Annotated in this window: 24 protein-coding genes and 1 riboswitch; of the genes, 17 read left to right on the top strand and 7 right to left on the bottom strand. The window is 64.9% G+C overall.

The window, feature by feature from the left end; all coding sequences use genetic code 11:
- The first annotated feature begins 176 nt into the window (after positions 1-176).
- The 3 genes from pdhA to HBE63_RS15470 all read left to right on the top strand — a co-directional run bounded on the left by pdhA (position 177) and on the right by HBE63_RS15470 (position 3,555).
- Positions 177-1,280, top strand: a complete 1,104-nt coding sequence (gene pdhA / locus HBE63_RS15480; protein WP_166905523.1) for a pyruvate dehydrogenase (acetyl-transferring) E1 component subunit alpha — start codon at positions 177-179, stop codon at positions 1,278-1,280.
- An 83-nt stretch (positions 1,281-1,363) separates the two neighbouring features.
- A complete protein-coding gene (locus tag HBE63_RS15475; RefSeq protein WP_243858733.1) occupies positions 1,364-2,371 on the top strand; it encodes an alpha-ketoacid dehydrogenase subunit beta in 1,008 nt (335 codons plus the stop codon).
- Entirely contained in the window at positions 2,368-3,555 is a 1,188-nt protein-coding gene (locus HBE63_RS15470) for a dihydrolipoamide acetyltransferase family protein (protein WP_166905521.1), read from the top strand. The genes HBE63_RS15475 and HBE63_RS15470 overlap by 4 nt, the downstream gene beginning before the upstream one ends.
- A 16-nt stretch (positions 3,556-3,571) precedes the next feature.
- Here HBE63_RS15470 and HBE63_RS15465 read toward each other — a convergent pair whose 3' ends face one another.
- Positions 3,572-4,324, bottom strand: coding sequence for an enoyl-CoA hydratase (locus HBE63_RS15465; RefSeq protein WP_166905520.1), 753 nt, complete (start codon positions 4,322-4,324; stop codon positions 3,572-3,574).
- A 136-nt stretch (positions 4,325-4,460) separates the two neighbouring features.
- Between HBE63_RS15465 and HBE63_RS15460 the strand changes: the two genes are divergently transcribed.
- The gene (locus HBE63_RS15460) at positions 4,461-4,616 is read left to right on the top strand and encodes a hypothetical protein (RefSeq protein WP_371814755.1); all 156 of its coding nucleotides are present in this window, start codon (positions 4,461-4,463) and stop codon (positions 4,614-4,616) included.
- A gap of 88 nt (positions 4,617-4,704) precedes the next feature.
- On the opposite strand, the gene HBE63_RS15455 is transcribed toward HBE63_RS15460, so the two are convergent.
- The 4 genes from HBE63_RS15455 to HBE63_RS15440 form a co-directional block, all read right to left on the bottom strand.
- Complete coding sequence (locus HBE63_RS15455; protein WP_166905519.1) at positions 4,705-5,016, bottom strand: hypothetical protein; 312 nt, start codon at positions 5,014-5,016, stop codon at positions 4,705-4,707.
- Positions 5,017-5,234: 218 nt separating this feature from the next.
- The gene (locus HBE63_RS15450; RefSeq protein WP_166905518.1) at positions 5,235-5,969 is read right to left on the bottom strand and encodes a hypothetical protein; all 735 of its coding nucleotides are present in this window, start codon (positions 5,967-5,969) and stop codon (positions 5,235-5,237) included.
- Between the two features lie 31 nt (positions 5,970-6,000).
- The gene (locus HBE63_RS15445) at positions 6,001-6,684 is read right to left on the bottom strand and encodes an MspA family porin (protein ID WP_166905517.1); all 684 of its coding nucleotides are present in this window, start codon (positions 6,682-6,684) and stop codon (positions 6,001-6,003) included.
- 74 nt (positions 6,685-6,758) lie between these two features.
- Positions 6,759-7,271, bottom strand: coding sequence for an MspA family porin (locus HBE63_RS15440; RefSeq protein ID WP_243858075.1), 513 nt, complete (start codon positions 7,269-7,271; stop codon positions 6,759-6,761).
- A 504-nt stretch (positions 7,272-7,775) separates the two neighbouring features.
- On the opposite strand from HBE63_RS15440, the gene HBE63_RS15435 reads away from it, so the two are divergent.
- The 3 genes from HBE63_RS15435 to metE all read left to right on the top strand — a co-directional run bounded on the left by HBE63_RS15435 (position 7,776) and on the right by metE (position 11,658).
- Complete coding sequence (locus tag HBE63_RS15435) at positions 7,776-8,291, top strand: hypothetical protein (RefSeq protein ID WP_166905516.1); 516 nt, start codon at positions 7,776-7,778, stop codon at positions 8,289-8,291.
- A 41-nt stretch (positions 8,292-8,332) separates the two neighbouring features.
- Positions 8,333-8,980 (top strand): sensor domain-containing protein, encoded by a 648-nt coding sequence (locus tag HBE63_RS15430; RefSeq protein WP_243858073.1) that lies wholly within the window; start codon positions 8,333-8,335, stop codon positions 8,978-8,980.
- A 51-nt stretch (positions 8,981-9,031) separates the two neighbouring features.
- A riboswitch (cobalamin riboswitch) is annotated at positions 9,032-9,256 on the top strand.
- Positions 9,257-9,381: 125 nt separating this feature from the next.
- Positions 9,382-11,658: a 5-methyltetrahydropteroyltriglutamate--homocysteine S-methyltransferase gene (gene metE / locus HBE63_RS15425; protein ID WP_166905514.1), complete on the top strand. Its 2,277-nt coding sequence runs from the start codon at positions 9,382-9,384 to the stop codon at positions 11,656-11,658.
- Positions 11,659-11,668: 10 nt separating this feature from the next.
- Here the strand turns inward: metE and HBE63_RS15420 are convergent, their stop codons facing one another.
- The gene (locus tag HBE63_RS15420) at positions 11,669-12,325 is read right to left on the bottom strand and encodes a GntR family transcriptional regulator (RefSeq protein WP_166905513.1); all 657 of its coding nucleotides are present in this window, start codon (positions 12,323-12,325) and stop codon (positions 11,669-11,671) included.
- Positions 12,326-12,393: 68 nt separating this feature from the next.
- Here HBE63_RS15420 and HBE63_RS15415 point away from each other — a divergent pair, with 68 nt between their 5' ends.
- From HBE63_RS15415 to HBE63_RS15405, 3 genes are read left to right on the top strand one after another with little or no spacing between them, the layout of a single operon-like run.
- Entirely contained in the window at positions 12,394-13,752 is a 1,359-nt protein-coding gene (locus HBE63_RS15415; protein ID WP_166905512.1) for an LLM class flavin-dependent oxidoreductase, read from the top strand.
- Between the two features lie 9 nt (positions 13,753-13,761).
- A complete protein-coding gene (locus HBE63_RS15410; protein WP_166905511.1) occupies positions 13,762-14,946 on the top strand; it encodes a CaiB/BaiF CoA-transferase family protein in 1,185 nt (394 codons plus the stop codon).
- A gap of 30 nt (positions 14,947-14,976) precedes the next feature.
- Positions 14,977-15,885 (top strand): CoA ester lyase, encoded by a 909-nt coding sequence (locus HBE63_RS15405; protein WP_166905510.1) that lies wholly within the window; start codon positions 14,977-14,979, stop codon positions 15,883-15,885.
- Between the two features lie 22 nt (positions 15,886-15,907).
- Here HBE63_RS15405 and HBE63_RS15400 read toward each other — a convergent pair whose 3' ends face one another.
- Complete coding sequence (locus HBE63_RS15400; RefSeq protein WP_166905509.1) at positions 15,908-16,717, bottom strand: class I SAM-dependent methyltransferase; 810 nt, start codon at positions 16,715-16,717, stop codon at positions 15,908-15,910.
- 191 nt (positions 16,718-16,908) lie between these two features.
- On the opposite strand from HBE63_RS15400, the gene HBE63_RS15395 reads away from it, so the two are divergent.
- The 7 genes from HBE63_RS15395 (at position 16,909) to HBE63_RS15365 (ending at position 26,287) form a co-directional block, all read left to right on the top strand.
- Entirely contained in the window at positions 16,909-18,378 is a 1,470-nt protein-coding gene (locus HBE63_RS15395; protein ID WP_166905508.1) for a PPE family protein, read from the top strand.
- A gap of 87 nt (positions 18,379-18,465) precedes the next feature.
- Entirely contained in the window at positions 18,466-19,335 is an 870-nt protein-coding gene (locus HBE63_RS15390) for a TauD/TfdA family dioxygenase (protein WP_166905507.1), read from the top strand.
- A 2-nt stretch (positions 19,336-19,337) separates the two neighbouring features.
- On the top strand, positions 19,338-19,892 hold the full coding sequence (locus HBE63_RS15385) for an FcoT family thioesterase (protein ID WP_208301138.1): 555 nt from the start codon (positions 19,338-19,340) through the stop codon (positions 19,890-19,892).
- Between the two features lie 18 nt (positions 19,893-19,910).
- Positions 19,911-21,488 carry a fatty acid--CoA ligase FadD10 gene (gene fadD10, locus HBE63_RS15380; protein ID WP_371814754.1) on the top strand — a complete coding sequence of 526 codons (1,578 nt, stop codon included), beginning with the start codon at positions 19,911-19,913 and terminating at the stop codon, positions 21,486-21,488.
- Positions 21,481-21,726, top strand: coding sequence for an acyl carrier protein (locus tag HBE63_RS15375; protein ID WP_166905506.1), 246 nt, complete (start codon positions 21,481-21,483; stop codon positions 21,724-21,726). Before fadD10 ends, HBE63_RS15375 begins: the two co-directional genes overlap by 8 nt.
- A complete protein-coding gene (locus HBE63_RS15370; RefSeq protein ID WP_243858071.1) occupies positions 21,713-25,924 on the top strand; it encodes an AMP-binding protein in 4,212 nt (1,403 codons plus the stop codon). Before HBE63_RS15375 ends, HBE63_RS15370 begins: the two co-directional genes overlap by 14 nt.
- A gap of 3 nt (positions 25,925-25,927) precedes the next feature.
- Positions 25,928-26,287 carry a cation transporter gene (locus tag HBE63_RS15365; protein ID WP_243858069.1) on the top strand — a complete coding sequence of 120 codons (360 nt, stop codon included), beginning with the start codon at positions 25,928-25,930 and terminating at the stop codon, positions 26,285-26,287.
- Positions 26,288-26,323: the final 36 nt, after the last annotated feature.

Here is a 26,323-nt window from a genome sequence, read left to right as displayed (position 1 = left end):
GAGCGCATAATGGCGATATGCCCCAGTGCTGCGACGGGCCGAGCGGATCGTCTGACTAGCGCCACACCCAGGCATTAGCCAGAGGCCCCTCACCAGGGGTTTTGCCCGTACCGCCGCCGCTCTGAGCACCTCATGGTCTGGCGGCGCAACATGCCGTCACCCGAGAAGGAGGCGGTATGGCTGTGTCACCTACCGGGCGGGCTCCCGCGCCGTCGAGTGTCGATCTGGATCCGGTACGTCTGGTGGACGCAGACGGGTCACCCACCGGCGAGATTCGCTACAGCCGCGATCTGCCTCACGAGACCCTGGCTTGGCTCTACGAGTCCATGGTGGTCACCCGCGAACTGGATACCGAATTCATCAACCTGCAACGCCAAGGTGAGTTGGCGTTGTACGCGTCGTGTCGCGGCCAGGAGGCCGCGCAGATCGGGGCGACAGCCTGTCTGCGCAAGACCGACTGGCTGTTCCCGCAGTACCGGGAGATCGGCGCTTTCCTGCTGCGCGGGATCACCCCGGGACAGATGGGCGCGGTGTGGCGGGGCAAATGGCACGGGGGCGTGGAGTTCATCAGCCGTTGCGTTGCCCCGATCGCGATTCCGATCGGCACCCACGGGCTGCACGCGGTCGGCGCGGCGATGGCCGCCCAACGCCTCGGCGAGGAATCGGTGACCGTCGCCTTTCTCGGTGACGGCGCGACCAGCGAGGGCGACGCGCACGAAGCGCTCAACCTGGCGTCGGTTTTCAATACGCCGTGCGTGTTCTTCGTGCAGAACAATCAGTGGGCGATCTCCGTGCCGGTGTGCCGGCAGCAGGCCGGGCCGTCGATCGCACATCGCGCGATCGGCTATGGCATGCCGGGGGTCCGTGTTGACGGCAACGACGTGCTGGCCTGCTATGCCGTGATGGCCGAGGCGGCCGAACGGGCCCGCCACGGCGTCGGTCCCACGCTGATCGAGGCGGTCACCTACCGGATGGGCCCGCACACCACGTCCGATGATCCCACCCGCTACCGGTCCGCGAGCGAGCTCGACGACTGGCTGGCCCGCGATCCGATCGCGCGCTACCGCACCTACCTCCAGACCGTGGGCGTGCTCGACGACCGTCTGGACCAACGTATGGCGGCGCGGTCCCACCGGCTGTGCACCGAGCTACGCGACACCATCGTCGGAGCCGCCGACGCGGATCCAGCCGAGCTGTTCGACTCGGTGTATGCCGAGATCACCCCGGATCTGGCACGCCAACGCGATCAGTTGTTGGCCGAACTGGCGAAGGAGGCGTGAGACCCATGACTCAGATCATCGATCGTCCTGCCGCTCAGGGTGATTCGCCGGAGCCGTGGGAGCCTGCCCTGACCCAGCTCAAGATGCCCCCAACGTCGGGGTCCGTGCCGATGGCCATCGAACTGACGATGGCCGCCGCGATCAACCGGGCGCTGCGCGACGCAATGGCCGCCGATGAGCATGTGCTGGTGTTCGGTGAGGACGTCGCCACCCTCGGCGGAGTCTTCCGGGTCACCGAGGGGCTGGCCGAAACCTTCGGTGCCGACCGGTGCTTCGACACTCCTCTGGCCGAATCGGCGATCATCGGTGTTTCCATCGGCCTGGCCATTCGCGGTTTCATCCCCGTGCCGGAGATGCAGTTCGACGGATTCAGCTATCCGGCCTTCGACCAGATCGTCAGCCACCTGGCGAAATACCATATGCGCACCCACGGTGACGTGAACATGCCTGTGACGGTGCGGATTCCGTCGTTCGGTGGCATCGGTGCGGTGGAGCACCACTCGGAATCCACCGAGTCGTACTGGCTGCACACCGCCGGCCTCAAGGTGGTCGTGCCGTCCACCCCGTCGGACGCATACTGGCTGCTGCGGTACGCGATCAGTAGTCCGGACCCGGTGATCTTTCTAGAGCCCAAGCGGCGCTACTGGGCCCGCGAACTCGTCGACACCAGCTCGCCGGCGCCGCCGATCGGCCGGGCCGCGGTGCGACGCAATGGAACCGATGTCACGGTGATCACGTACGGCGGGCTGGTGGGCACCGCGCTCAACGCCGCGGACCTGGCCGACGATCGGGGCTGGAGCCTCGAGGTGGTCGATCTGCGCTCGCTGAACCCACTCGATTTCGAGACCGTCGCCGAGTCGGTGCGACGCACCGGGCGGGCCGTGGTGATGCACGAGGGGCCTCGGACCCTGGGCTTCGGGGCCGAGCTCGCGGCGCGGATCTCCGAGGAGTGTTTCTACGACCTTGAGGCACCCGTGTTGCGCGCCACCGGTTTTGACACACCGTACCCGCCGGCCCGGCTGGAGAAGGCGTGGTTGCCCGGCGTCGACCGGTTGCTCGACTGCGTCGAGCGTGCGCTGGAACAGCCGTGAACCGGGAGTTTCTGGTCCCTGATCTCGGCGAGGGCCTACAGGACGCCACCATCACCAGCTGGAGTGTCGCGGTGGGCGACACGGTCGGCCTCAATCAGACACTGTGCACCGTCGAGACCAACAAGGCCGAGGTGGAGATCCCCAGCCCGTTCGCCGGGCAGGTGCTCGAACTCGGTGGCGCAGCGGGGGATACCTTGACCGTCGGCTCGCTGCTGGTCCGGATCGATGCAAGCGAGCCAGTCGCTACCCCGGCCAGTCCGGCGAAATATGGCGCGACACCGCGTAAATCGGTACTGGTCGGGTACGGCGCTGACGACACCATGGATGCCAGTAGACGTAGGCCGACCGCGGGCAGCCCGCGGGCACGTGCCAAACCACCCGTGCGCAAGCTGGCGGCCGATCTGCACGTGGACCTCGATACGTTGAGTCCGGGGTCCGGCCCTGAGGGGATCGTCACCCGCGACGACGTGCTGGCCGCCGCGGGCAGTTCGGAGATTCTCGATGTCGGTGGTGTTCAGGCGGCCATGGCGCGACGGATGTCTTTGTCACACAAGGAAATCCCCGATGCCCACGCCCGTGTCGATGTCGACTGCGCCGCCTTGTTGCAGCTGCGGGACCGAATCCGGGCCGCCGATGCGGAGTTGCCCGTCACGCCGTTCGTATTGACGCTGCGGCTGCTCGTCGTGGTGCTGGGACGGCACCAGCTACTGAACTCCACGTGGCTGGAAACCACGGAAGGCGCTCAGATTCACCGGCATCCGGCCGTACATCTGGGCTTCGGGGTGGCCGCACCGCGCGGCCTGTTGGTTCCCGTTATCCGTGACGCGCAGGCGATGACGACCCGGCAGTTGGCGGGCACCGTGGCCGGCCTGGTGGAACAGGCCCGAGCCGGCACCCTCAGTCCGGCAGAGCTGAGCGGGTCGACATTCACCGTGTCGAACTTCGGCGCCCTCGGCCTGGACGACGGTGTGCCGGTGATCAACTATCCGGAGGCAGCCATTCTGGGCATGGGCTCGATCAAACCGCGCCCGGTCGTGGTGGACGGGGCGGTGGTGGCCCGCCCGACCATGTCGTTGACCTGTGCCTTCGACCACCGTGTCGTGGACGGTGCTCAGGCCGCCGCGTTCCTGGGTGACCTGCGCGCACTGCTGGAGGCACCCGAGCTGGCGGTGATGGACCTCTAGCGGAGAGCTGTAATTGCTACTTGCGTTTGGCGGCGGCCAAACGCGCTGCAAACTCCGGGGATTCGATGGAGCGGGCCTGCGGGCCAAGTTCGATGTCGACGGCGGCGCCATGTTGATCGATGTCGACTGTCCCGGGATTGGCGGTGGCCCGCATCGAGGCCTTGGTGGCGATCACCACGTCGCGTGGAGCGCCGGCGGGGCCTGCGGCGAGCATGCGGGCAGCACCCACCGGATCCTCGGCGATCGACAGCGCCAATCCGTGGCGGACCGCGGATTCGGCGTCGAAGCGCATGCCGAACAACAGGGCCGCTCGGGCTACCTGCGGGCCGACGGCGCGCTGCAGCATCCAGGTGGCTCCGCCGCCGGGATGGATACCCAGCTTCTGGAACCGGGGATCGAACAGCGCGCCCGGGCCCGCGATGCGGACGTCGGCGGCCAGCGCCAGGTTGAGGCCCGCGCCGACCGCGGCGCCGTTGACCGCGGCGATCGTCGGGAGCGTGCAGTGTGCGACCGCCAGAAACCCGTCGTAGATCTTGCGCAGCCCGTCCTCGGTGGCCTCGCCGAGCGCGGTGAGGTCGGCGCCGGCACAGAACGCTTTGCCGGCACCGGTGACGATCACGGCGTTCACATCGGGGTTGGCCTCGGCGGCCTCAACCGCGGCGCGCAGGGCGGCCGACATCTCGAAGGTCACCGCATTGCGGCGATCGGGATCGTTGACGGTGATGACTGCGATGTGATCGTCGACGCTGACCAACACTGAATCCGGCACGAAGTCACCCTAACCTCCGTGCGCATCGCCCCGGGACCGTCACGCCAGAGTGGCGCCTGCGCTCCGGTGCCACTCTGGCGTGACATTCGTGGGCGGTAGCCACAGATATTCATCGAAACGTCAGCCGCGGGGCCACGTGGTCGACTTTCTGGCCATCGGCCCAATGCCGGTGTTCAACGTCGCGGATCTCGCCGTGCTGGCGGGCGTGGTCTGGTTGATTGCATTGTCGCTGTCGGGTTGTCCGTTAAACGGCGCCACCCGAACCGTGGGGCCGCATGCCTCCACAACCTGATCCTTCCGGCGGTCGGATCGGCTTATGGCCAGTCTTTTCGCTGCAAAGGCTCGTGGGAGATGTTGTGTGGCAGCCTGATTCAGGACGGTTACGAATTCGAACCCTCATCCGGGCACTGCACATCCACGTAGACCGTTACTTCTGACTTGGGCAGGGCCGGAGTGCTGCGGTTGGGGTTGTGGATCGAATTGACCCGGCACAGTGACAGCGACAGCGTGCTCTTGCCGCCGACCCAGTTGATCGCTACGTTGTAGCCCTCGGCGCTCAGGGCGGAGATGGTTTCGTCGGCCCGTTGATTGCTCTGCGGGTCCGCCGCCGCCAATGGAGCGCCCCCGATTGCAATGGCCGGAATGAGCACGGCAAATCCGATGACAGTCGAAATTCGTTTTCGTGCCAGCATGTCGACCCTCCCGGCGGTCGGATCTCATGCTGCTGCTCTCACTGGTAGCCCCGACCGTTACCAGTCAGTGTATTCCCGATGTACAGAAAGTTAACAGAAAGTTAGCAAAATTTGTCCATCGACAATTGCCAAGGAGACCGGCTGAGTGGGGTGTTGGGGCAGAAGGGAAATCGGGCAGCATCCAGGGATTGCCGGATGCTGCCCGAATGTCTATGGAGTTATGGAGCAGGCGGTGCGGGAACTGGCTCCGCCGGGGGTGGTGGCGGTGCCCCCGGTGCCGGCGGCGGCCCTGCCGGATCGGGGAGGTTCTCACCGAGACCCTGCGGAATATTGGTTCCGGGCGGCGGTGCAGTGCCCGGAAGTGGTTCGCCGAGTTGCTCTTTGGGCACCTGACCGAGCAATGAGCCACGCAGATTCCCGTTGTGGGACATTTCGCGCATCTGTCGAATGAAGTCGAGCCCGGAGATGTCTGCGTTCTCCTGGCCCGGTGCCACGCCGACCACCGTGCCTTCACCGGGCGCCGACGGCTTCTCGTTCTGGGGAAAGAAATGTCCGTTGTTGAACGCCCTGAGGTTGGGCGTCTCGGTCGGTGGCGGCCCACCCGGTGCCGACGGAGATGTGTATTGGCCCAGCAGCGCGCCAGGACTCATGTCAACCCCGTTTGGGACGCCGAGTCTGCCGGGTGCCGTTTCGGTGCCGGTCTGGCCCAGAACCGATAGACCGTTCGGCCCCAGCGGTGCACCCATCACGGGCACCGTCGCTCCGGGCGGTGCCGGTTCAGGAGCCGGTGCCGGGGCGGCGACCGCGGGTGCACCTGGAACCTCCGGCGGTGCCGGGTCGGCGGCGGCGGTTGCCGAGCAGACAACCGCCGCGCCGACCGTGAACAGCCCGGCCGCGGCGAGGGTGGCCATCGCGTTCTTGACGGTTAGCGCGCCAGCCGAATTCTCGCTCATGCCTCCGTGTTTCGCTTTCACGTCCAGCCCGTCAGACTGCCTTGGTGACGCCGTAATAAGCCACCACATCGTCGGTGTCGGTGGTGGAACTGGTCAGCGTCGCGTACGAGCGCAGGAAGGACTGGCCCACGCAGCCGTCAATCTTGATGTGGACGTCCTTCACCGTGACGCGTACCGGCGCCGCCTTGAACGACTTCTTGTTCACCGAGACATTGGTGACGGTGCCGGGCTTGGCGTGGATCTCGATGGTGCCCGACATCGGCATGCTCACACCGGTCGGAATGATGCCTGCCAGCGTCGATCCCGACGTGCTGAGACCGATCGAACCGATGAGGCGGACCTGGCCGAGTTCGATGCCGCAGCCGATCTGGTAGCCGGTGTCCAGGGTGCCGCCGTTCAGCGACGTTGACCCGCCGCCGGTGACGGTGCCGGTGAACGTGGCCGCGACCAGGTATTCGCGAGACGATGCCGCGGTGGTCAGCGGCGCTACGGGCAGCTGACTCTCATTGGCGGCGGACACCGTGAGCTTCCACCCGTCCGGGGTGGTGACGACGCCCGGCTCGGCTGAGGCGACGAGTCCGTTGTCCGGAGGTGGGCCGGCGTCAACGGCTGGGTCCGCCGGCGGCGGCGGTGGCGGGTCGGCCGACGCAAGCGGTGCCAACGCGGCCGGGACCAACAGACATACTGCAGCCAGGGTGGCGAAACGATTCAACATGCGGGAACTTGTGCCTCTCATGGGTTTCGAATCCGAGGGATCAACGTCGTGATCGGTGCGAGTCATGGTCGGTGTCAGACGGCCTTGGTGACGCCGAGGTACGTGATGACGTCGTCGGTGTTGTCGGTCGAGCTGGTCAGCGTCGCGTAGGTGCGAATGAACGACTGCCCCGCGCACTGATCGAACTTGATGCGAACGCCCGTGATGGTCACGCGGGTACCGGTGCCCTTGAACGACTTCTTGTCGATCGGGACGATGGTGACCGTTCCCGGCTTCAGGTACACCTTGCCCTGCAAGCTGATACCGGTGCCGGCGCCGACATCGCCCGCGGACCCGGTGAACGGGATCTTGAGGCTCGGCGAAAAGCTGAGCCCGGGGTTGATCTCCGTCTCGTCGCTGATGATGCCGCAACCGATCTGAGCCCCGGCCTCCAGCGTGCCGCCGGTCAGCTTGGTCTTGCCACCGCCGGAGACCTTCCCGTTGAAGGTGCCGCCGACGAGGTACTCACGTGACGAGATCGCGGTGGTCAGCGGGGCGACCGGCAGCAGGGTCTCGTTGGAGCCGACCACGGCCACGTGCCAGGGCAAAACGACTCAACATGCGTGAACTTGCGCCTCTCGTGGTTTTGGGCCCTGTCCTTCTGCGACGCGCCGTGGTCGTCAGAAGCCAATGGGCCCAAGGAATCTGTCGCGACGAATCATTAACCGGTCGCGTTTCGAATTGGTGAACAATGTCCCAACAGCTGCCACCGCGTTTCCGTCCGGCTGGAATTCCCGAACCTGTGGGATTGCTGGGAAATAGCTTGCGCGGCAGCGCATTACATACATGAGGCATCGGAGACGACGGCCAGCACACGATGGACGACCGTTAGGGGCAACAGGTTGGCCGGGTGTTCACCTTTTGGACATGTGAACCCCCGACGGTGAGGTGATCCGGGGGGACGGCAGATGCGTCGATGAGGCGCGGACGTCAATTGTGGCGCTTGGCGCCGAACTGCTATCCGACTGACGGAGGAATCGTTGAGGTCGTCTCAGGTGTATGAGCGAGGGATCGCTTCGCTGCTCATTGCCTTCAGCATTGGGTTCGGTGCCATGCCCACGGCACTCGCCGAACCCGGTGATGAGGCCGGCGCTCCGGGGCCGTCCGCGCCTGGCGTACCCGAGTTGCCTCCGGTGACGCCGGCTGCGCCGGTTGCGGTCCCGGTGCCGGTTGCGGGCACGGATGACCCTGGCGTGCCGGCGGTTACGGCTTGCTCGACGTTTGCCGACGCTCTTGATTCGGCATCGACCTTCTACGGCGACTTCGCGGATTCCATTGAAGGAGTGGAGCGCCCCGACTACGGGGATCCAACGATCAGCACCACGAACACGAGTGGCCGGACGGCCCTGCGCGAAGCCGCCTCGTCGGCGATGAATGCTGCTGGCACACCGGGACTCTCGCCCGACATTGCCAACCCGATGCGGTCATGGTCTTTCGGTGCCACGAAGCTGCTGCTGAAGATGGGGCTGCGGACCGGCGGTCAATCGCTCAATGACACCGCCACCCAGCTCAACACCGACGCCAACAATGCGCAGATGGCCTGCGCCGCCGCAGGCACGCACGCCTGACATAGAGGATTACTGTGATCCGCCTTTCGATTTCGTTACTCATGCTCGTGCTGCTGGCAACTAGTTGCGCCGGCCGCGGTGACGCGCCACTGGGGCCGCCGAAGGACGTGCCCAAGTCGGCACTAGAAGGACTGCTGCTGAGCACGGACGAGGTCAACACCCTGATGGGGACCGAGGGGATGACGGCGCACCCTCCGGTCACCGAGATGGGCGACCATCGCAACCTCCTGCCCAACTTGAACTGCCTCGGTGCCTGGCAGGTCGACGAGGCCGCCATCTACGAAGATCACTGGGCTGCTATGCGCCAGGTGCTGCTGCGCGCGCCCGACAACGACAACTGGAACAACCTACTGGTGCAGTCGGTGGTCATCTTCCCGTCGCCGCAGGACGCCGACGATTTCCTCAACCAGTCGGCAGACCGTTGGTCCAAGTGCACCGACCACAAAGTGAACATCACGCTCAACGGTGACCCGCTGCCCAAATGGAAGAGCGGCCAGCTCACCCGGACCGAGGACGAGCTCACCCTCCCGTTCACCCGCGTCAACGGGGACCAGACCCGCGCCTGCCAACGAGCGCTGGCCGTCGCCGCCAACCTCGTCATGGACATCCAGGCCTGCAAGCCAGACGGCTCGACGGTCACCCAGGCCGCCGATGTGGTGGACAAGATCAAGGCCGCGATGCCTCGGTGAGCGGTGCTCACCACCAGGTAGTCTGAGCCGCGCAGCTGGTTTGTCGGCGCCGGAGTGTTTGGCGGTGCCGGTATCGAGCGCCGCAGGCTGATTCAGATGCGACGTGAGAGGGAACCCGGTGAGAATCCGGGACTGTCCCGCAGCGGTATGCAGGAACGACCGCCGTCATCAGCACTGGCACGCAGGGATCTGCGGCTGGGAAGCGACGGCCAGTAGGTGCACGGCTTTCGTGCGTGCCTGTGAGTCCGAAGACCTGCCAGCCGTACCGGGCGCGCCGCGTCCGGTGGTTCATCGCCTCGCGGAATAGGCAGTGGCCGAAGGCGGTCCACTCGAGGTGGGTGGCTGCGTTCGGTTCGACGTCTCCTGGCGGTGGCCATCCCCGCACGTTGAAGGACGTCGTCATGAGTACAACCGCAGCACCATTCTTCACCGCCACCATTCTCGGGTCGCCCCGAATCGGCCCCCACCGTGAACTCAAGCGCGCCGTCGAGAAATACTGGGCCGGCCGAATCGATCGTGACGAACTCGAGTCCGTCGCTGCTACTCTGCGCCGCGACACCTGGGCGTCGCTGGTTGCCGCCGGACTGGACTCGGTCCCGGTCAACACCTTCTCCTACTACGACCAGATGCTCGATACCGCCGTTCTGGTGGGTGCCCTGCCGACCCGGGTACACGGCATCGCCGATGATCTCGACCGCTATTTCGCTGCCGCCCGCGGGAACGACGACATCGCTCCGCTGGAGATGACCAAATGGTTCGATACGAACTACCACTACATCGTGCCCGAACTGGGTCCCGACACGTCGTTCGCGCTCGATCCGACCAAGGTGCTGGGTGAGCTGGAAGAAGCACGGGCGCAGGGGATCCCGGCCCGGCCGGTGATCGTCGGCCCGATCACCTTCCTGGCGCTGGCCAAGGCGGTCGAGGGAGCCGGTGCCCCCATCTCCCGGTTGGACGAGCTCGTCGAGGTCTACGCCGAACTGCTGGGATTGCTGGCTGACGAGGGCGTCGGTTGGGTCCAGTTCGACGAGCCCGTGTTGGTGACCGACACCCTGGACGACACCGCCGAGCTTGCCGAGCGGACGTACTCGCGACTCGGTGCGCTGAACAAGCGGCCTTCGGTGTTCGTCGCGACGTACTTCGGGGAGCTGACGGATGCGCTGCCTGCGCTGGCCCGCACCCCGGTCGAGGGCATTGGTCTCGATCTGGTGGCCGGCTCCGCTGCATCGCTGGCAGCGGTCCCGGAACTGACCGACAAACTCCTGGTGGCCGGTGTGGTCGACGGCCGCAACATCTGGCGCACTGACTTGGGCGGGACGCTGGCAACCCTGGCCGCGCTGCGGGAATCTGCGGCGGCGGTGGCAGTCTCCACGTCGTGCTCGACGTTGCATGTGCCGTATACGCTCGATGCGGAGCCGGATATCGATGCGGCGCTGCGTAGTTGGCTGGCATTCGGGTTCGAGAAGGTCACTGAAGTGGTGGCCCTGGCGCGCGGTCTCGGACAGGGGCGGGACGCGATCTCGGCTGAGATCACCGCGTCCAACGCCGCCATCGAGTCGCGCAAGTCCGATCCGCGACTCAACAACGGCCAAGTCCGGGAACGCATCTCGGCGATCGCCGCCTCCGGCGCCACGCGTGGACCGGCCGATCAGCGTCGCGTCGCCCAGCAGGACCGCCTGAAGCTGCCTGCTCTGCCCACTACCACGATCGGGTCCTACCCGCAGACCTCGGCCATACGTATTGCCCGAGCCGATCTCAGGTCCGGCAAGATCGACGCCGCAGAGTATGAGCGCCGGATGAAGGCCGAGATCGCCAATGTCATCAAGCTGCAAGAGGACTTGGGACTCGACGTGCTGGTGCACGGCGAGCCCGAGCGCAACGACATGGTGCAGTACTTCGCCGAGCAGCTCGACGGGTTCTTCGCCACGCAGAACGGCTGGGTGCAGTCCTACGGCAGCCGGTGCGTGCGCCCGCCGATCCTCTACGGGGACGTGGCGCGACGGAAGCCGATGACGGTCGAGTGGATCACGTACGCACAGTCACTCACCGACAAGCCCGTCAAGGGCATGCTCACCGGTCCGGTCACTATTCTGGCCTGGTCGTTCGTCCGCGACGATCAGCCGCTGGCGGACACCGCCGCGCAGGTGGCCCTGGCGATTCGGGACGAGACCGTCGATCTGCAGACGGCCGGCATCGCGATCATCCAGGTCGACGAGCCGGCGCTGCGCGAGTTGCTGCCGCTGCGTTCGAAAGACAAAGAGGCGTACCTGAACTGGGCGGTGGAGGCCTTTCGGTTGTCCACCTCCGGGGTGGACGATTCCACCCAGATCCACACCCATCTGTGCTATTCGGAGTTCGGCGAGGTGATCGGCGCAATCGCGGATCTCGATGCCGATGTGACCTCGATCGAGGCGGCCCGGTCACACATGGAGGTGCTCGGTGACCTCAACGCTGTCGGTTTCTCCAACAGCGTCGGACCTGGTGTCTACGACATCCACTCACCAAGAGTCCCCGGGGTCGAGGAGATTGCCACGTCGCTTCGGGAGGCGCTCGATGCTGTTCCTGCCGAACGGCTCTGGGTCAACCCGGACTGCGGCTTGAAGACCCGTACCACCGACGAGGTGACCGAGTCGCTCAAGCACCTTGTGGACGCGGCGGTGAAGGTGCGCGCGGGATAGCGGGAGCGGGTCAGCTCGTGGCGGCCTGAGCATCCAGCCAGGCCACCAACGAGCGACCGGCTTCCAAGACGTGGCGTTCGGCGATGGTGCGGGCGGCCTCGGCGTTCTTGGCCTCCAGGGCGTCGAGTAGCTGCTCATGTTCGTCGAGCGAGTGCTTCTCATGCTCGGGAAACACTGTCAGGAAATTCGACGGCACCACCCGCGCGGCCTGCTTTATCTGGGTCAGCAGCCGTGGGGAGTGCGCGGCTCGGTGGATCTCCTGGTGGAACAGCCAATTGGCTTCGCCGATGCTGTCCTCGCCCGACCGCCGGGCGACGTCGGCCGCGAGCTTGCGTAGCCGGGCGAGCTCCTCGGGGGTGACCCGTCGGGCGGCCCAGGCGGCGGCCTGGCCGGTGAGGACACCGAGGATGGTGAAGCTGTCGGTGACGTCTTCGGAGTTGACGCCGATGACGGTGATCCCGCTGCGAGGTGCGACCCGCACCAGCCCCTCGAACGAGAGTTCCAGCAGCGCCTCGCGGACCGGGGTGCGGCTGGTGGCGAACTCTTCGGTGATCGCGTCGAGGTCGATGCGGGTCCCGGGAGCCAAGGTGCCGGTGATGATCCGGTCGCGCAGTTCGCGCGCCGCGCGTTCGCGCACGGTGCCCGAGATATCCAACGGCGACGTCATCCGTGCAGCGTACCGGCATGGCGTACGGTACCCTTGATATCTGATATATCAGATGTTAGATTTCGATCATGCGTACCGATCAGATGGCCCTCGTGGCATTCATGCAGGCAGGAAGCACCTCGGTGTACGCCGGCTCGTGGCGTCACCCAGCGACCGAACACGGATACCTCGACGCGTCCTATTACGCGAAGATCGGCAGGCAGCTCGAAGAAGGTTGCTTTGACCTGATGTTCTTCGACGACCGGCTGGCGATGCCGGGAATCTATGGGGGATCTGTCGCCGAGGCCGTCCGCTATGGTGCCCGCCCGGTCAAGCTGGATTTGAGTGTCATCCTCGGAGTCCTCGCGCAGACCACTTCGCACATCGGGCTGGGCGCAACCTACTCGACCACCTATTACGCCCCATTCCATGTGGCCCGGACCTTCGCCACACTCGACCACCTGTCTCGGGGACGCGCGGCATGGAACGTGGTGACTTCGGTAAACGACAGCGAGGCACAGAATTTCGGGGTCAACGCGCATCTCGGTCATGACGAGCGCTATGACCGCGCCGACGAATTTCTCGACGTCGTCGCGGGTCTCTGGGACACCTGGGAGGACGGCGCTATCCAGCACGACCGAGCCTCTGGGCACTATGCCGACCCGGGCAAAGTGCACGAACTCGGGCACGTCGGCCGCTACTTCTCCGCGCGAGGCCCGCTGACGGTTCCGCGCACACCGCAGGGCCGGCCGGTGGTCCTGCAAGCGGGATCCTCGGGCCGTGGACGCGAGTTCGCTTCGCGCTGGGCTGATCTCATCTTCACCGGTGATCCCGGAATCGACGTGGCCCGTTCGCATTACGGCGATCAGAAAGCCCGCATCGCTGAGGCAGGCCGTGATCCGGCCTCGGTGCGGATCTGCCCGATGGCCTATGCCGTGGTGGGAGAGACGGAGTCCCATGCCAAGGAACGTGAGGACATGTTCCTCAATGACCTGGTGGACCCCATGGCATCGCTGACCCTGCTGTCGGAGCTCATGAACTACGATTTCGCCCAACACCGCCTCGACGACCCGGTGACCGATGAGCTCATCGCGTCGGTCTCGGGCATCCGGGGATTGGTGCAGAGCCTGCGCGCTCATATTGGCGGGGACACGGTAACGGTGCGCGATCTGGCGGGACATCGTGCGACCCTGCTGCAGGGCCCGCGCTTCGTAGGCACCGGCAGGCAGGTGGCCGACCAGATGGAGGAGTGGTTCACCAGCGGAGCCTGCGACGGATTCGTCATGGCTGCAACGCATTCCCCGGGATCGTACGAGGACTTCGTGCGCATGGTGGTGCCCGAGCTGCAACATCGGGGATTGTTCCGCACCGAGTACACCGGATCCACCCTGCGAGACCACCTGGGTCTGGATCGGCCTGCCGGCGCACTCACCAGATCTGCGTCGTAGATGGGCGGCATGCTCAGCGGCATTCGCGTGCTCGACCTCGCCACCCTCGCCGCAGCCCCACTCGCCGCGACATATCTGGGCGAGTTCGGCGCTGATGTCATCAAAGTCGAACAGCCCGGTCAGGGCGATCCCATCCGCACGTGGGGCAACCAACGCGGCGGCGTCGGGTTGATGTGGAAGTCGGTGTCCCGCAACAAGAAATCGGTGACGGCCAATCTGCGGATGGCCGAGGGGCAGGACCTGGTACGGCGCCTGGTCGAGAAGTCGGATGTCGTCATCGTCAACACCAGGCCGCAGACACTGGCCAAATGGGGATTGGATTACGACTCGTTGCGAATGATCAACGACCGCATCGTGATGCTGCACATCACCGGGTACGGACTGTCCGGCCCCAAGAGTGAGCGCCCCGGTTTCGGCACGTTGGGCGAGGCGATGAGCGGATTCGCCCATGTGACAGGCGAAGCCGAAGGACCGCCCACGCTGCCTCCGTTCATGCTGGCCGACGGTGTGGCCTCGCTGAACGCCGCGTACGCAGTGATGATGGCGCTCTACCACCGAGACGTACACGGAGCCGGCGGACAGCTGATCGACATCAATCTCGTTGACCCGCTGGCTCGACTGCTGGAGCAGAACCTACTGGGCTATGACCAGCTCGGTATCGTTCCACGCCGGGCCGGCAATCGCTGGGACATATCGGCGCCCCGCAACACCTACCGCACCTCCGACGGGCGATGGTTGGCCATGTCCGGTAGCTCGCCGGGCTTGGCGCTGAGGGTGTTTCGCGCCATCGGACGCGACGACCTGGTGTCCGACGCCGATTTCTCCGATCCGCAACGCCGGCTGGCGCGCGCTGCCGAAGTTGATGCGGTAGTGGCGGAATGGGTTGCCGCACGAACCTTGTCAGAAGCGATGGCGGTGTTCGAGGCCGCCGAAGTGGCCGCGGCGCCGGTGTACGAGATCGCCGACCTGGTGGCTGACGAGCAACTGCGGCACCGCAAGGTGTTCGTATCGGTCACCGACGACGAACTCGGCGCCATGACGGTGCAGGCGCCGGTCCCGCGGTTCTCGGGGTACGCCGGGAGGGTGGACTCGCTGGGCCCTCGCCTCGGTGAACACAACTCCGAGGTCTACCACGAGCTGCTGGGCCTGACAGCTGAAGAAATCGATCGTCTGCGCGCCGATGGCGTGCTGTAACTCTCTGTGAAACAAAGGAATACGAATACGATGACTGACCTGATCCGCCGTTCTGAGCTCGCCCTGCCCGCCTGCAACGACCATATGTTCGTCAAGGGTGTCACCTGTGGTGCGGACCTGGTGTTCCTCGATCTGGAGGACGCCACTCCGGTAGGGCTCAAGGTGGAGTCGAGGGCCAAGGCCATCCGGGCGCTGACCGAACTCGACTGGGGACGGACCGCGCGGGCAGTCCGGATCAACGGGCTCGACACGCAGTGGTGCCACGACGACATCATCGACGTGGTGACCCACGCCGGCGCTCAACTCGACACCATCGTGATCCCCAAAGCGCGTACCGCCAAAGACGTTTGGTGGGTCGACCTGTTGTTGACCCAGCTGGAGGAAAAGCTGGGACTGGATCGCAAGATTCGGCTGGAGGTGCTGATCGAGGAGGTCGAGGGGCTGGCCAATGCCGAGGAGATCGTGCGGGCGAGCCCGCGGTTGGACGCGGTGATCTTCGGCGTCGGGGACTTCTCGCTGTCCCAGGGTGCGCGGGTGGATACCAACTTCGTCCCGATGGGCGAGTACCCGGGGGATTTCTGGGCCTACGCCCGCAACAAGATCATGGTCGCGGCGCGGATCGCGGGGATCGACGCCATCGACTCGCCGTACCCCGACTACGCGGACGTGGCCGGCTATGAGGCCGAGGCGCGCCGGTCGTCGCTCTACGGCTACACCGGAAAATGGGCGATCCATCCCAGTCAGGTCCCGATCGCCAATGAGGTGTTCGCCCCGTCAGCCGAGGAGATCGCGTTGGCGCACCGCAACGTCGCGGCCTACCGGAAGGCGGAGGCGGCGGGCCGCGGCGCGGTCGGTGTCGAGGGAGTGCTCGTCGACGCCGCTCATGTGAAGAAAGCAGAAGAGGTGCTGGCGCGGGCCGCACTGATCGGCGTCGCGTAACTTTACTGAGTCATCGTGGTAATCAACCGAACTCGATGACATTGGTCGGCGCGCGGAAACGCTCGAGTGAACGCGAACGGTAGACGAGTGCCGCGGCACGTGACAAGACCTTGCCGCGTCCGGCCGGCATCTCGAGTTCGTTCACCGCGCGAACGCCGGGGATGGCACGCAGTTCGTCATACCGGTTGGCGGTGAACGAGAACGGCATCGGCGGCGCGGTGTACTGCTTGCTGAGTCTGATGCCGCGCCGTTGTGAATACCAGCTCAGAAGTCGCGGAACGCTGTCGAAGATCAGCTGTCCGCCCGGGAACCTGGCGGCGCAGGCCGCGATGAGATCGAATACCGAGCTTTGGTCGAGGTATTGGAACAAGCCCTCGACGGTGATGAGTACACCATTGGTGGGGTCTACCTGGTCCATCCAGGACCGGTCGAGTGCGGACTGTGCCAGCTGGCGGAGCCGGTCTGACGATGGAAGCAATTGCTGACGCAGCTGCACGATCGGCTCCAGGTCCACTGAGAGCCAATTCATCTCGCCATTATCCAGGCGCCAGAAGCTGGTCTGCAGTCCCTCGGCCAGGGCGACCACCGTGGCGCGGGGGTGCGCCCGAAGGTACCGGCGAGCGGCGGTGTCGAATGCGACGGCCCGCAGGGCGGTGGCTTGGTGAGTGCGGCCGAAATGGTCATAGTCATAGCCGAGGCTGTCGCGCAGGGCGATCGCCATCGGATCCTCGATGATGCCGTCGGGCCGGGCCGCCTCGGTCGCTCTCTGATGCAGTGTCAGTAGCGCGGTTTCTGAGATCGCGGTCAGGTGACGAGCGTCGATGACAGGCATGCGCCGACCGTACCCGCCTGCGCACAAGCCGAGGCACACGTGGTGCACCGTCGAGAATCATTGCCCCGGTTGACCGGTCATTACGGACGCTGCGGGAACTTTCTGGTGCTCGTGCCCGACTAGCTGAAGTACGAGGCAACGCGTACCGGGCTGTGTGGTCGCAATCAACGCTCATGCGAGGAGGTGATGACGTGACCGCACCGCTCTGGTTTGCGGTGCCTCCAGAGGTGCATTCGACCTTGTTGACCGCCGGACCGGGCCCCGGATCCCTGGTTGCGGCGGCTGCCCAGTGGCAGGGCTTGAGCGCTCAATACAGTGCAGCGGCTGCCGAACTCACGCAGATCCTGGCCGACGTGCAGGCCGGCAGTTGGGAAGGGCCCAGCGCCGCACAGTATGTGGCTGCCCACGGCCCTTACCTGGCGTGGCTGGGGCAGGCCTCAGCCGACAGTGCCGTCACCGCCGCGCAGCATGAGACGGTCGCGGCGGCGTACGGCAGCGCACTGGCGACCATGCCGACCCTGGCGGAACTCGCCGTCAACCACATCACCCGCGGCGTACTGTTGGCCACCAACTTCTTCGGCATCAACACCATCCCCATCGCACTCAACGAAGCCGATTACGTGCGAATGTGGCTACAGGCGGCCGAATCGATGGCCACCTACGAAGCGGTGGCGGTGAGCGCGTACTCGGCGGTTCCATCGACTCAACCGGCCCCGTCGATCCTCGCGCCGGGCGGTGATGCCCGGAGCGAGCAGCAGAATTCCTCTGGCACAACCTCAGGCGACCCGCAATTGAACGACATCTGGAAGCTGATCTCGGAGCTGATTTCGGGAGCCGGCAATCCCCAACAGCTGCTTGAAACGTTTCAAGAGTTCTTCGGGCAATTGGGATTCAACCCGGCCGAGGCCGCCATACTCGCCGCCATCGCGCTGGTGCTCTACGACATGCTCTGGTATCCCTACTACGCCTCGTATTCGCTACTGCTTCTACCGTTCTTCGCGCCGGCGCTCAGTGCCCTCAGTGCGCTGAGCGTCCTGGCGCTGCTGCAGAACAAGGTTCCGGCGTCCGGGCTGATGCCAGGGTCCGTCGATGTCGACGCCGGGCACAGGACCGGCCGGTCAGTCGATGCCGGCGTGCCATTGCTTCCGTCCGCCCCCTCAACAGCGGTTCCGCAGACCAGTGCGGGGTCTGGTGTGCCCACCCCGAGCAGTCCGGGCACCGCGGGGGGTGCGGCAGGCCCATCCACTGTCGGCTACGCCGTGCCGGGTTTGGATCCGCCTGCAGTGGCGGCGGGACCGAGGGTCGGCGCGAAATCACCCGACGGCATGAGGGACGTTCTCACCACCGTCGCGGCGGCCCGGGCGGCGGTCGTTGCCCGCAACCGTCGAAAACAGGCCGGTCGCAACCAAGACCGTGCCCGGAGCTACCGCTACGAATTTTTGGACGCCACTGAGGTGGCGGACGTTCCCGGTCTTGGCCGACCTTCATCACCGTCATCGAGCGACCAGGGGGCAACAACCCTCGGTTTCTCCGGCGTCGTACCGGTCGCCACGAGTACATCCGCCGCAGGGATGGTCCAGCATGCGCGCGGCAGCGCCGGAGAATCCGTTCCCATGCTTCCCGCAACCTGGATCGGCGATCCAGAACAGACCCGTGAATAGCGGGAACTTTCAACCGGTTTGATTCGACCAATCCGATAGTCGCACCACCACCACCGGCGCCGCGCAGTGCCGAACGAGGGAGAAGAGTTGACGCTGAATGTGAAGGGGGAAGGACTCGGGGCGCAAGTCACGGGAATCGACCCCAAGAATCTCGATGACGTCACCAGAGACGAGATCCGCGAGATCGTCTATCAGAACAAGCTCGTGATTCTGAAAGATGTCCATCCGACTCCTGAGGAATTCCTTCAACTGGGCCGCATCGTCGGTGACGTCGTCACGTACTACGAGCCGATCTATCACCACAGCGACTACCCAGAGATCTTCGTCTCCTCGACAGAGGAGGGGCACGGCGTCCCGAGGACCGGTGCGTTCTGGCACATCGACTACATGTTCATGCCGGAGCCGTTCGCTTTCTCGATGGTAGTGCCGCTGGCTGTGCCGGGTAGTGACCGCGGGACCTACTTCATCGACCTCAACAAGGTTTGGGAGTCCCTGCCCGACACTGTGCGCGACCCGGTACGTGGCACATTCGCAACCCATGACCCTCGGCGCCACATCAAGATTCGCCCGCATGATGTGTACAAGCCGATCGGCGAGGTGTGGGACGAGATTTCCAGGACCACGCCTCCGATCGCCTGGCCGACCGTGATCAGGCACCCGAAGACCGGGCAGGAAATCCTTTACATCTGCGCATCGGGCACCACGAAAATCGAGGACCAGCATGGACATGCCTTGGAGTCTGCCGTTCTGGAGGAACTCATGGCTGCCACTGGCCAACTCGATCCGGATTTCACCTCGCCGTTCATCCACGCTCAGCATTACGAGGTCGGCGATGTTGTGTTGTGGGACAACCGGGTCCTGATGCACCGGGCGAAACATGGCACCACTGCAGGCACTTTGACGACTCATCGGCTGACCATGCTGGACGGCCTCAAGACACCGGGATATGGGGTATGAGCATGAGCACCACCGAAACGCTATCTGTGCTCACGAGTGGCTACGGCATCACCCACATGTCGCCGATTCCCGAAGAACTACTGGTCAAGGTGCTGGAACCCTACTCTTACAAAGGGTGCCGCTATCTTCTCGACGCGGAATACGAGGCCACCGAGACCTCCGTGACGGCGGTCGGGAACTTCAGCATCAAAGAACCCGCATACATTCGGGACACCGGCCACTTCAATGCTGCTGAGTGGGTCTTGTGCTTCAACCAACTCGCCTACAGCGCGTTCGCACCGGCAATCCTCAACGAGGTGATACCTGAATTCCGGGGCTGGTCGATCGAGGACTACTTCAACTATCAGCTCCCGAGCATGTTGATCAAGACGACGGCATCACGGTTCAAGCGTCCGATCAAGTCCCAGAGCTTCTCAGCACGTTTGCTGTGCAAGGACTTCGAGGTTGTCGACCGAACGATTCGCTATCTCAAGATTCCGTGCACGGTCGAATTCTGGGATGAGGACGGCGGCGCCGCATCCGGCGAAGTCGAACTGGCAGCACTCAACATCCCCTGACACCGGTACGAGAGCAGCATGGCTATGACACCTCCACCGTCCACGGTGTTAGAACGCATCATTGAGCGGGCAAGACAGCGTCCAGAAGCGATCGCCCTACGTCGCTGTGACGGAACCAGTTCTATTCGCTACCGAGAGCTCGTGTCTGAAGTGGACAGGCTGGCAGCCGATCTCGTCTCCCGATCGGTCACTCCGGGAAGTCGGGTGTTCGTCATCTCGGACAACGGCCCCGAGACCTACCTGGCGGTGCTTGCCTGCGCGAAAGCCGGGGCCATCGCAGTCATGGTGGATGGCGCCCTGCCCGCGGCGGCCATTGACCGGTTCGGTGAGATCACCGCGCCGGATGCGATTCTGATCGCGCCGGGCTGCCGGCTACCGGCGTCCGATCTCTCGGATTCGCTCCAGACGATTCCTGCGTTCAACGTCAACATCATCGCCTCCGCGGCTGACCGCGCTGGCGGTGCGGACTCAGATCCGTTGCCCGGCAGCCCTGTTGATGGAGCAAATGACCCGTTGGCAATGATCTTCACCAGCGGAACCACAGGCGCGCCGAAGGCGGTGCTGCTGCCCAACCGGACCTTCTACTCCATTGCGGACATTTTGCAGGGCGAGCAACTGACGTGGATTGACTGGGTCGTCGGCGAAACCACGTACTCACCTCTGCCCGCGACGCACATCGGTGGCCTGTGGTGGATCCTCAACTGTTTGATGCAGGGCGGGTTGTGCATCACCGGTGGCGAGAACACCTCGTCTCTCGCCGAGATGCTCACCGTGAATGAGGTCGCGACAACGTGCCTGGTGCCCACGCTGCTGGCCCGGCTGGTGTCCGAACTGCGGTCCACCGGAAAGTCGGTCCCGCCGTCGCTACGCATGGTGGGTTATGGCGGGTCCCGCGCGGTCGCCTCCGATGTCAGCTTCGTCGAAGCCGCGGGGGTTCGCACCGCGCAGGTCTATGGACTCAGCGAAACAGGTTGCACCGCACTGTGTCTCCCCACCGAGGACGGGTCGATCGCCAGGATCGAAGCCGGCGCGGTCGGGCGGCCCTATCCAGGCGTGGAAGTTCACCTGGATGGTGACGGCAGCGGACCGCCCACGCGCTCAAGCTCTGACTCGGCGTCGACGGGCACACTGTGGATCAAGTCGCCGGCGAACATGCTGGGGTATTGGCATCATCCCGCCCGGACGGCCGACGCTCTGGTGGACGGGTGGGTGAACACCGGAGACCTTCTCGACCGTCATGACGACGGCTTTTTCTATATCAGGGGCCGGTCGTCAGAGATGATCATTTCCGGGGGCGTCAACATCGCGCCCGACGAGGTCGATCGCATCGCCGAGGGGGTTGCCGGCGTCAGCGAGGCGGCCTGCTACGAGATCCCCGACGAAGAGTTCGGCGCGCTGGTGGGTCTGGCCGTGGTTTCGTCGATGGTGCTGGAGGAGTCAGCGGCCAGGAAGCTCAAACACGCTATTGCGGCACGCTTCCGGGAGGAGTCGGAACCGATGGCCAGGCCGTCGACGATCAGGATCGTGCAGGAGATTCCGCGTACCCAGTCCGGCAAGATCGTGCGGGCGGCCTTGGGCGTGGTGGCCGGTGGTTGAGACGTCGAGAAGCAGAATCCTCGCTGCACTCGCTGAGGTGCTCTATGTCGATGAATCGGATTTCATCGACGGCGATGCGACGGACCTGAGAGATCTCGGGCTTGACTCGGTTCGATTCGTGCTGTTGATGAAGCAACTCGGCATCGACCGGGAGTCGGATGTTCCGCGGCGACTGGCGGACAACCTGACGATCGCAGGCTGGGTCCAGGAGTTGGAGAAGCTGGTTGAACCTGTCTGAAGGTCTGCATACGCAACATATTCCGCTGAGTCGATCGCAGCTGAACATCTACAACGGAGTGTTGCAGGACGATGATCCCCACCTGTACCTGATCGGTAGGCGCTACCGGTTCCAGCCGATACCGCAGACGGAATTCCTGGCCGCTCTGCGGAAGACCATCCTCGCCAACCCCCTTCAGCGGTGTGTTCTGGTGGCGCCGCCCGATGCCGGCGGATATCCCGACCTCGTGCCGCGCCTGGACGTCGATGACATCGTGCAGGTGTCCGGCGATGCCGCGCTGACCCAGGAGTGGGTATCCGGGATCATCGCAAAGCCGTTGGCGCGCTACACCGTGCATCTCGACGTCAGCGGCCTGGTGTGTGGCCTCGACGCCCAAGCGCACCACATCCTGCTCGATGGGGGCGCGATCGGCATCATCGAGGCCTACCTCGGACGCGCGCTCGCACACGGACACTCGGCTGAGGACGAGTGTGGCAGCGACGGCCTGGCAGACATCGTCGCGGCGCACCGCTGGGAGTCGATTCGGATCGACGAATCGCTCGAGCGGCTGACCTCTGCTGTGCAGCGCGAGCTCACCGCAGCCGCCGAGGAGCGTAGCCACGGACATGCCGCCGCCGACGCTCCGGTCGCGGCGGCCAGGGGGACTCTCATTGAATCCGCGATGATCCTCGGGGAAGACTACGACCAGATCCTTGATCTGGCTGACCGCGAGAACGTCCCGCTCAACGTGCTCGTCGCGACGGCGGCAACGGCAGTGGACGCGAGTGTTCGACAGCGGACCGAAGCCCTCCTGGTGCACGCGGTCGACAATCGCTTCGGTGCACCCGACCTCGATGTCGCGACGTGCTTGGTCAACTCGGTGGCACAACGCGTTAGGTTCTCGGTATTTGCGTCGGTGGCGGACGTGGTGCGCACGGTGGATCGGGGTTATGTCAAAGCCATGCGGCGCCGCTGGCTGCGTGAAGAGCACTACCGCCGAATGTATCTCGCGATCAATCGGACCACCTCGGTGGAAACGCTGACACTCAATTTTTTGCGTGACCCCTGCGCAGCCGAGCTGGCGCCCTTCTTGGCCGGCGCACCGGTGACGACGCATATCGGCCCGGTCGAGGGGATGACAGTGGCGGCTGTTCTCGACGAGCGTCGACACGCGCTCACCCTCAACATCTGGAACCGAGCCGATCTGCCACATCAGACCGTCGGTGTGGCGGACCGGATCACGACTGCCCTGAAATCCATGCCGAAGATGTGGGATCTGCCCATTGCGATGACCGTCGATGAGTGGTGCGGGATTGCCGATGACGGCGCACGGAGCATGGTTGCACCGGCACCTGCCCGCAGCGATCTGCCGGCAGGTGCGTGGTTTCTGGATCGCGCCGAGGTCATCGACGAATGCCGCGAGCGTCGCCCCCGAGTCGATTTCTGGATTTCCTGGTTGCTCGAAAACAATGTGGCACCAGGCGATGTGGTGGTATTCACCGACGACGACACCGACGAGACCATCGACCTCATGATCGCGTGTCACCTGGCCGGCTGTGGCTACAGCGTCTGCGACAGCAAGGATCAGCTGGGCGCGCGGGCCGAACGTATCGACGAGTACGGCAACGGTATTGCAGCGCATATCGTCGATGTCGAGTCGGCGAACATCCCGCCAACCCTCAGCGGGGAGCATCGCCCCCTGGTGGAGGCACGCATCGAACAGACGGCAAACGACCCGAACCTGGCCACCAGGACTGCCTACGTCATGCCCACGTCCGGGTCGACCGGGGAACCCAAACTCGTGCAGGTCAGCCATGGTGCGCTCGCGACGTTCTGTATCGGAGTGACCCGGGCCTACGGCTGGGGGCCGGACGACACCATCCTCCAATGCGCACCGCTGACATCCGATATCAGCGTCGAAGAAGTCTTCGGTGCCGCCCTCAGCGGAGCGGCAATTGTCCGCTCGGCCGGCCTGAAAGCCGGCGATCTGCAGGCGCTTACCAGCGATCTGGTGACGTACGGGGCGACCGTCGTGGACTTGCCGACCGCGTTGTGGCATCTGTGGTGTGAGGACGTCGACGCGATCGCCGGCCTCGGCCATTCGCAGCTCCGACAGATTGTGATCGGTGGCGAGCCCGTCCGTCCGACCACCGTCGACAAGTGGATCAATACCTCCGGCGTTGAGAACATCTCACTGGTGTCGAGCTACGGCCCGACAGAAACCACGGTCGTGGTGACCTACTTGCCGATCGTTGATGGCAGCCGGGTGGTCGAGCACGGTGCACGCCTTCGACTCGGGCGACCGCTCGTTCCGAACACGGTGGTGACCGCATTCGGCGAAGTCGTGGTGGTGGGGGATATGGTGGCCGACGGCTATCTCGGCGTGCACAGTGCCAGTTTCGGACTGGTCACCGCTCCCGATGGCCGGCGGCAACCCGCCTTTGCGACCGCCGACCGGGTAACGATCGACGGCGACGGATACCCGATCTTCGCGGGCCGCAAGGACGCAGTCGTCAAGGTCTCCGGCAAGCGGGTCGATACCGCCGAGATCACCCGACGCATCGTGGCAGACCGTGCGGTGGTCGATGTTGCCGTCGAACTTCACAACGGTGGTCTCTGGGTCTGGTTCACGACCCACTGGACCCGCGACGGTAGCGAAGACCCCGCTGCGGCAGCACGTATCAGGAGCATCCTGGTGGATTCGCGGGTGCCGTCGTTCGTCGTTTTGGGCGTCGCGAGCATCTCCAGAAAAACCAACGGGAAGACGGACACGACCAGGCTGCGAACATCGGCCGTTTCAGGAGATGGTCTGCGAGTCGATGCCGACGCTGGAGAACGGGCGGGCGGTCTCGCCGCTCTGTGGAGCGCCCACCTCGAAAGGCCGATCACGCCGCATGCGTCGCTCTTGCGGGAAGGCATCGGCTCGTTGGATCTCGTGCGAATCCTGCCCGATACGCGCAGGTATCTCGGCCGCCAGGTGTCGATTCTGGATCTGATCAGTGCCGATTCCGCGGCGAACCTGCTGGATGACATGTCGGGCACAGACAACTGGATGGACGCCGACACCGCGGCAGACATCGAACGTGACTTCACCACACTGTCGACGCGGCGCGCCCGTGCGGCGTCGAACCTCAGGCGATCCTCAGCCCATGGTGCACAGCCGGTCCTGGTGGTGGGTGCGTCGGGAGTTCTGGGCACCGGATTCGCCGAGGCAATTCTGGAGCTGAGGCGTTCGGGCGCACCACGTCCCGACGTGGTGCTGGCCCTGCGGTCAGTCCCGCCCGACGACGGGGTTTGGACGGAGCTTCGCGGCACGCCGGGTGTGCGGATCGAACGTCTCGCCCCCGGTTGCGGTGCGGTGGAGTTGGGGGAGCTGATCCGCGAGACCGGCACCCGGACCCTGGTCAACTGCATCGGGAACACCAATGTGGTGGTTCCCTACCGTGAACTGCGTTCGGCCAATGTGGAATTGGTGGCGGCCATGGCTGAGTCGTGCGCGACTTCGGGTGCCCGGCTGGTGCACCTGTCGACGTACGTCGTCAATGCGGATGTCGACGCGCCACACGTGGTCGACCCGCGTCAGGCTCCGTACCCGTACGCAGCCTCAAAGGCACTCGCGGAATTGGCAATTGCCGGGGCGGTCCGAGATCTCGACTTCACGATCGTGCGCTTGCCCCGGGTTTTGGGGACACCGGAACAGGTGTGCGGCTCCGCCGACATCCTGGTGTCGGTCGTGGATGCCTGCCATGCGCTCCAGGCCTATCCGGCGGTGGAGTTGACCGAGGAAGTGACAACCGGCCGCGCGGCCGCGGAGAGCATTCTTCGCAGGTTGCCGGAGTTCGGTGGACCGGACGAGCTGGGATCCGGGATGCATGTGATGCGCGGGGAGGCGGTGGCGTACCGGGAATTGCTCGGCACGGTTGCCTCCGAAGAGGTCGACAGTCACGAATGGAAGCGCCGGCTGGATGAAAGTGATTGGGCGAAGGCGAATCCGCGGCGTTGGTCGGTGATAGACGCGTGGATCGGCTTAGGTACGAGGCTCGGTGGACGCTCCTATGCGGAGTACCTGGCCGCGTACCCGGTCCTCCCGCTCGGTGTCCGATCCGTCGGCGAGCTCGTGGCGAAACCGCCGTCGTTGCAGAATCTGCTCGCCCAGGGATGTTCGGGAACTGGACACGCTTGCCCAACGACTTATCAACCAGACGCCGTTAGACAGTGAGGGATGGCAGTGACAGACGTAGCCGCACACCGTACCGAGGCATCAGGTACCCGACGAATCCGACTCGACGTGACCGGAATGTCCTGCGGAGCATGCTCGCGCCGGGTCGAGAACAAGCTGAACAAGATCGACGGAGTGCACGCCTCGGTGGCCATCTCCACCAAGATCGCGACCATTGATGCCCGCCACGACATCAGTGTCGCCGACCTCTGTGATGCCGTTGAACAGGCCGGATACCACGCCGAAGAGTGCACCGCCGTCGACGACGACGCTGCCTCGTCGTCTGATGGGCCGCCCCAGAGACCAGCCTCGCTGGTGTCGAGGGCTGTCCGCTGGGTGACCGTCGGGCACATGGGCCGCTGAATAGCTGAATATCCCTCGGGAACTGTCGACGTGGCC

Origin of the sequence: Mycobacterium sp. DL440 (assembly GCF_011745145.1) — a bacterium.
Lineage (GTDB): Bacteria > Actinomycetota > Actinomycetes > Mycobacteriales > Mycobacteriaceae > Mycobacterium.
This window is presented reverse-complemented; position numbering and strand designations above follow the sequence as displayed.

Bases quoted from the DNA above. Each gene is read 5' to 3' on its own strand.
- HBE63_RS15365 (WP_243858069.1), top strand. From the start codon at position 25,928: ATGGCAGTGACAGACGTAGCCGCACACCGTACCGAGGCATCAGGTACC.
- HBE63_RS15445 (WP_166905517.1), bottom strand. From the start codon at position 6,684: ATGTTGAATCGTTTCGCCACCCTGGCTGCAGTATGTCTGTTGGTCCCG.
- HBE63_RS15385 (WP_208301138.1), top strand. From the start codon at position 19,338: ATGAGCACCACCGAAACGCTATCTGTGCTCACGAGTGGCTACGGCATC.
- metE (WP_166905514.1), top strand. From the start codon at position 9,382: ATGAGTACAACCGCAGCACCATTCTTCACCGCCACCATTCTCGGGTCG.
- HBE63_RS15450 (WP_166905518.1), bottom strand. From the start codon at position 5,969: ATGAGCGAGAATTCGGCTGGCGCGCTAACCGTCAAGAACGCGATGGCC.
- HBE63_RS15475 (WP_243858733.1), top strand. From the start codon at position 1,364: ATGCCCCCAACGTCGGGGTCCGTGCCGATGGCCATCGAACTGACGATG.
- fadD10 (WP_371814754.1), top strand. From the start codon at position 19,911: ATGGCTATGACACCTCCACCGTCCACGGTGTTAGAACGCATCATTGAG.
- HBE63_RS15415 (WP_166905512.1), top strand. From the start codon at position 12,394: ATGCGTACCGATCAGATGGCCCTCGTGGCATTCATGCAGGCAGGAAGC.
- HBE63_RS15455 (WP_166905519.1), bottom strand. From the start codon at position 5,016: ATGCTGGCACGAAAACGAATTTCGACTGTCATCGGATTTGCCGTGCTC.
- HBE63_RS15410 (WP_166905511.1), top strand. From the start codon at position 13,762: ATGCTCAGCGGCATTCGCGTGCTCGACCTCGCCACCCTCGCCGCAGCC.
- HBE63_RS15420 (WP_166905513.1), bottom strand. From the start codon at position 12,325: ATGACGTCGCCGTTGGATATCTCGGGCACCGTGCGCGAACGCGCGGCG.
- pdhA (WP_166905523.1), top strand. From the start codon at position 177: ATGGCTGTGTCACCTACCGGGCGGGCTCCCGCGCCGTCGAGTGTCGAT.
- HBE63_RS15400 (WP_166905509.1), bottom strand. From the start codon at position 16,717: ATGCCTGTCATCGACGCTCGTCACCTGACCGCGATCTCAGAAACCGCG.
- HBE63_RS15405 (WP_166905510.1), top strand. From the start codon at position 14,977: ATGACTGACCTGATCCGCCGTTCTGAGCTCGCCCTGCCCGCCTGCAAC.
- HBE63_RS15435 (WP_166905516.1), top strand. From the start codon at position 7,776: ATGCCCACGGCACTCGCCGAACCCGGTGATGAGGCCGGCGCTCCGGGG.
- HBE63_RS15430 (WP_243858073.1), top strand. From the start codon at position 8,333: ATGCTCGTGCTGCTGGCAACTAGTTGCGCCGGCCGCGGTGACGCGCCA.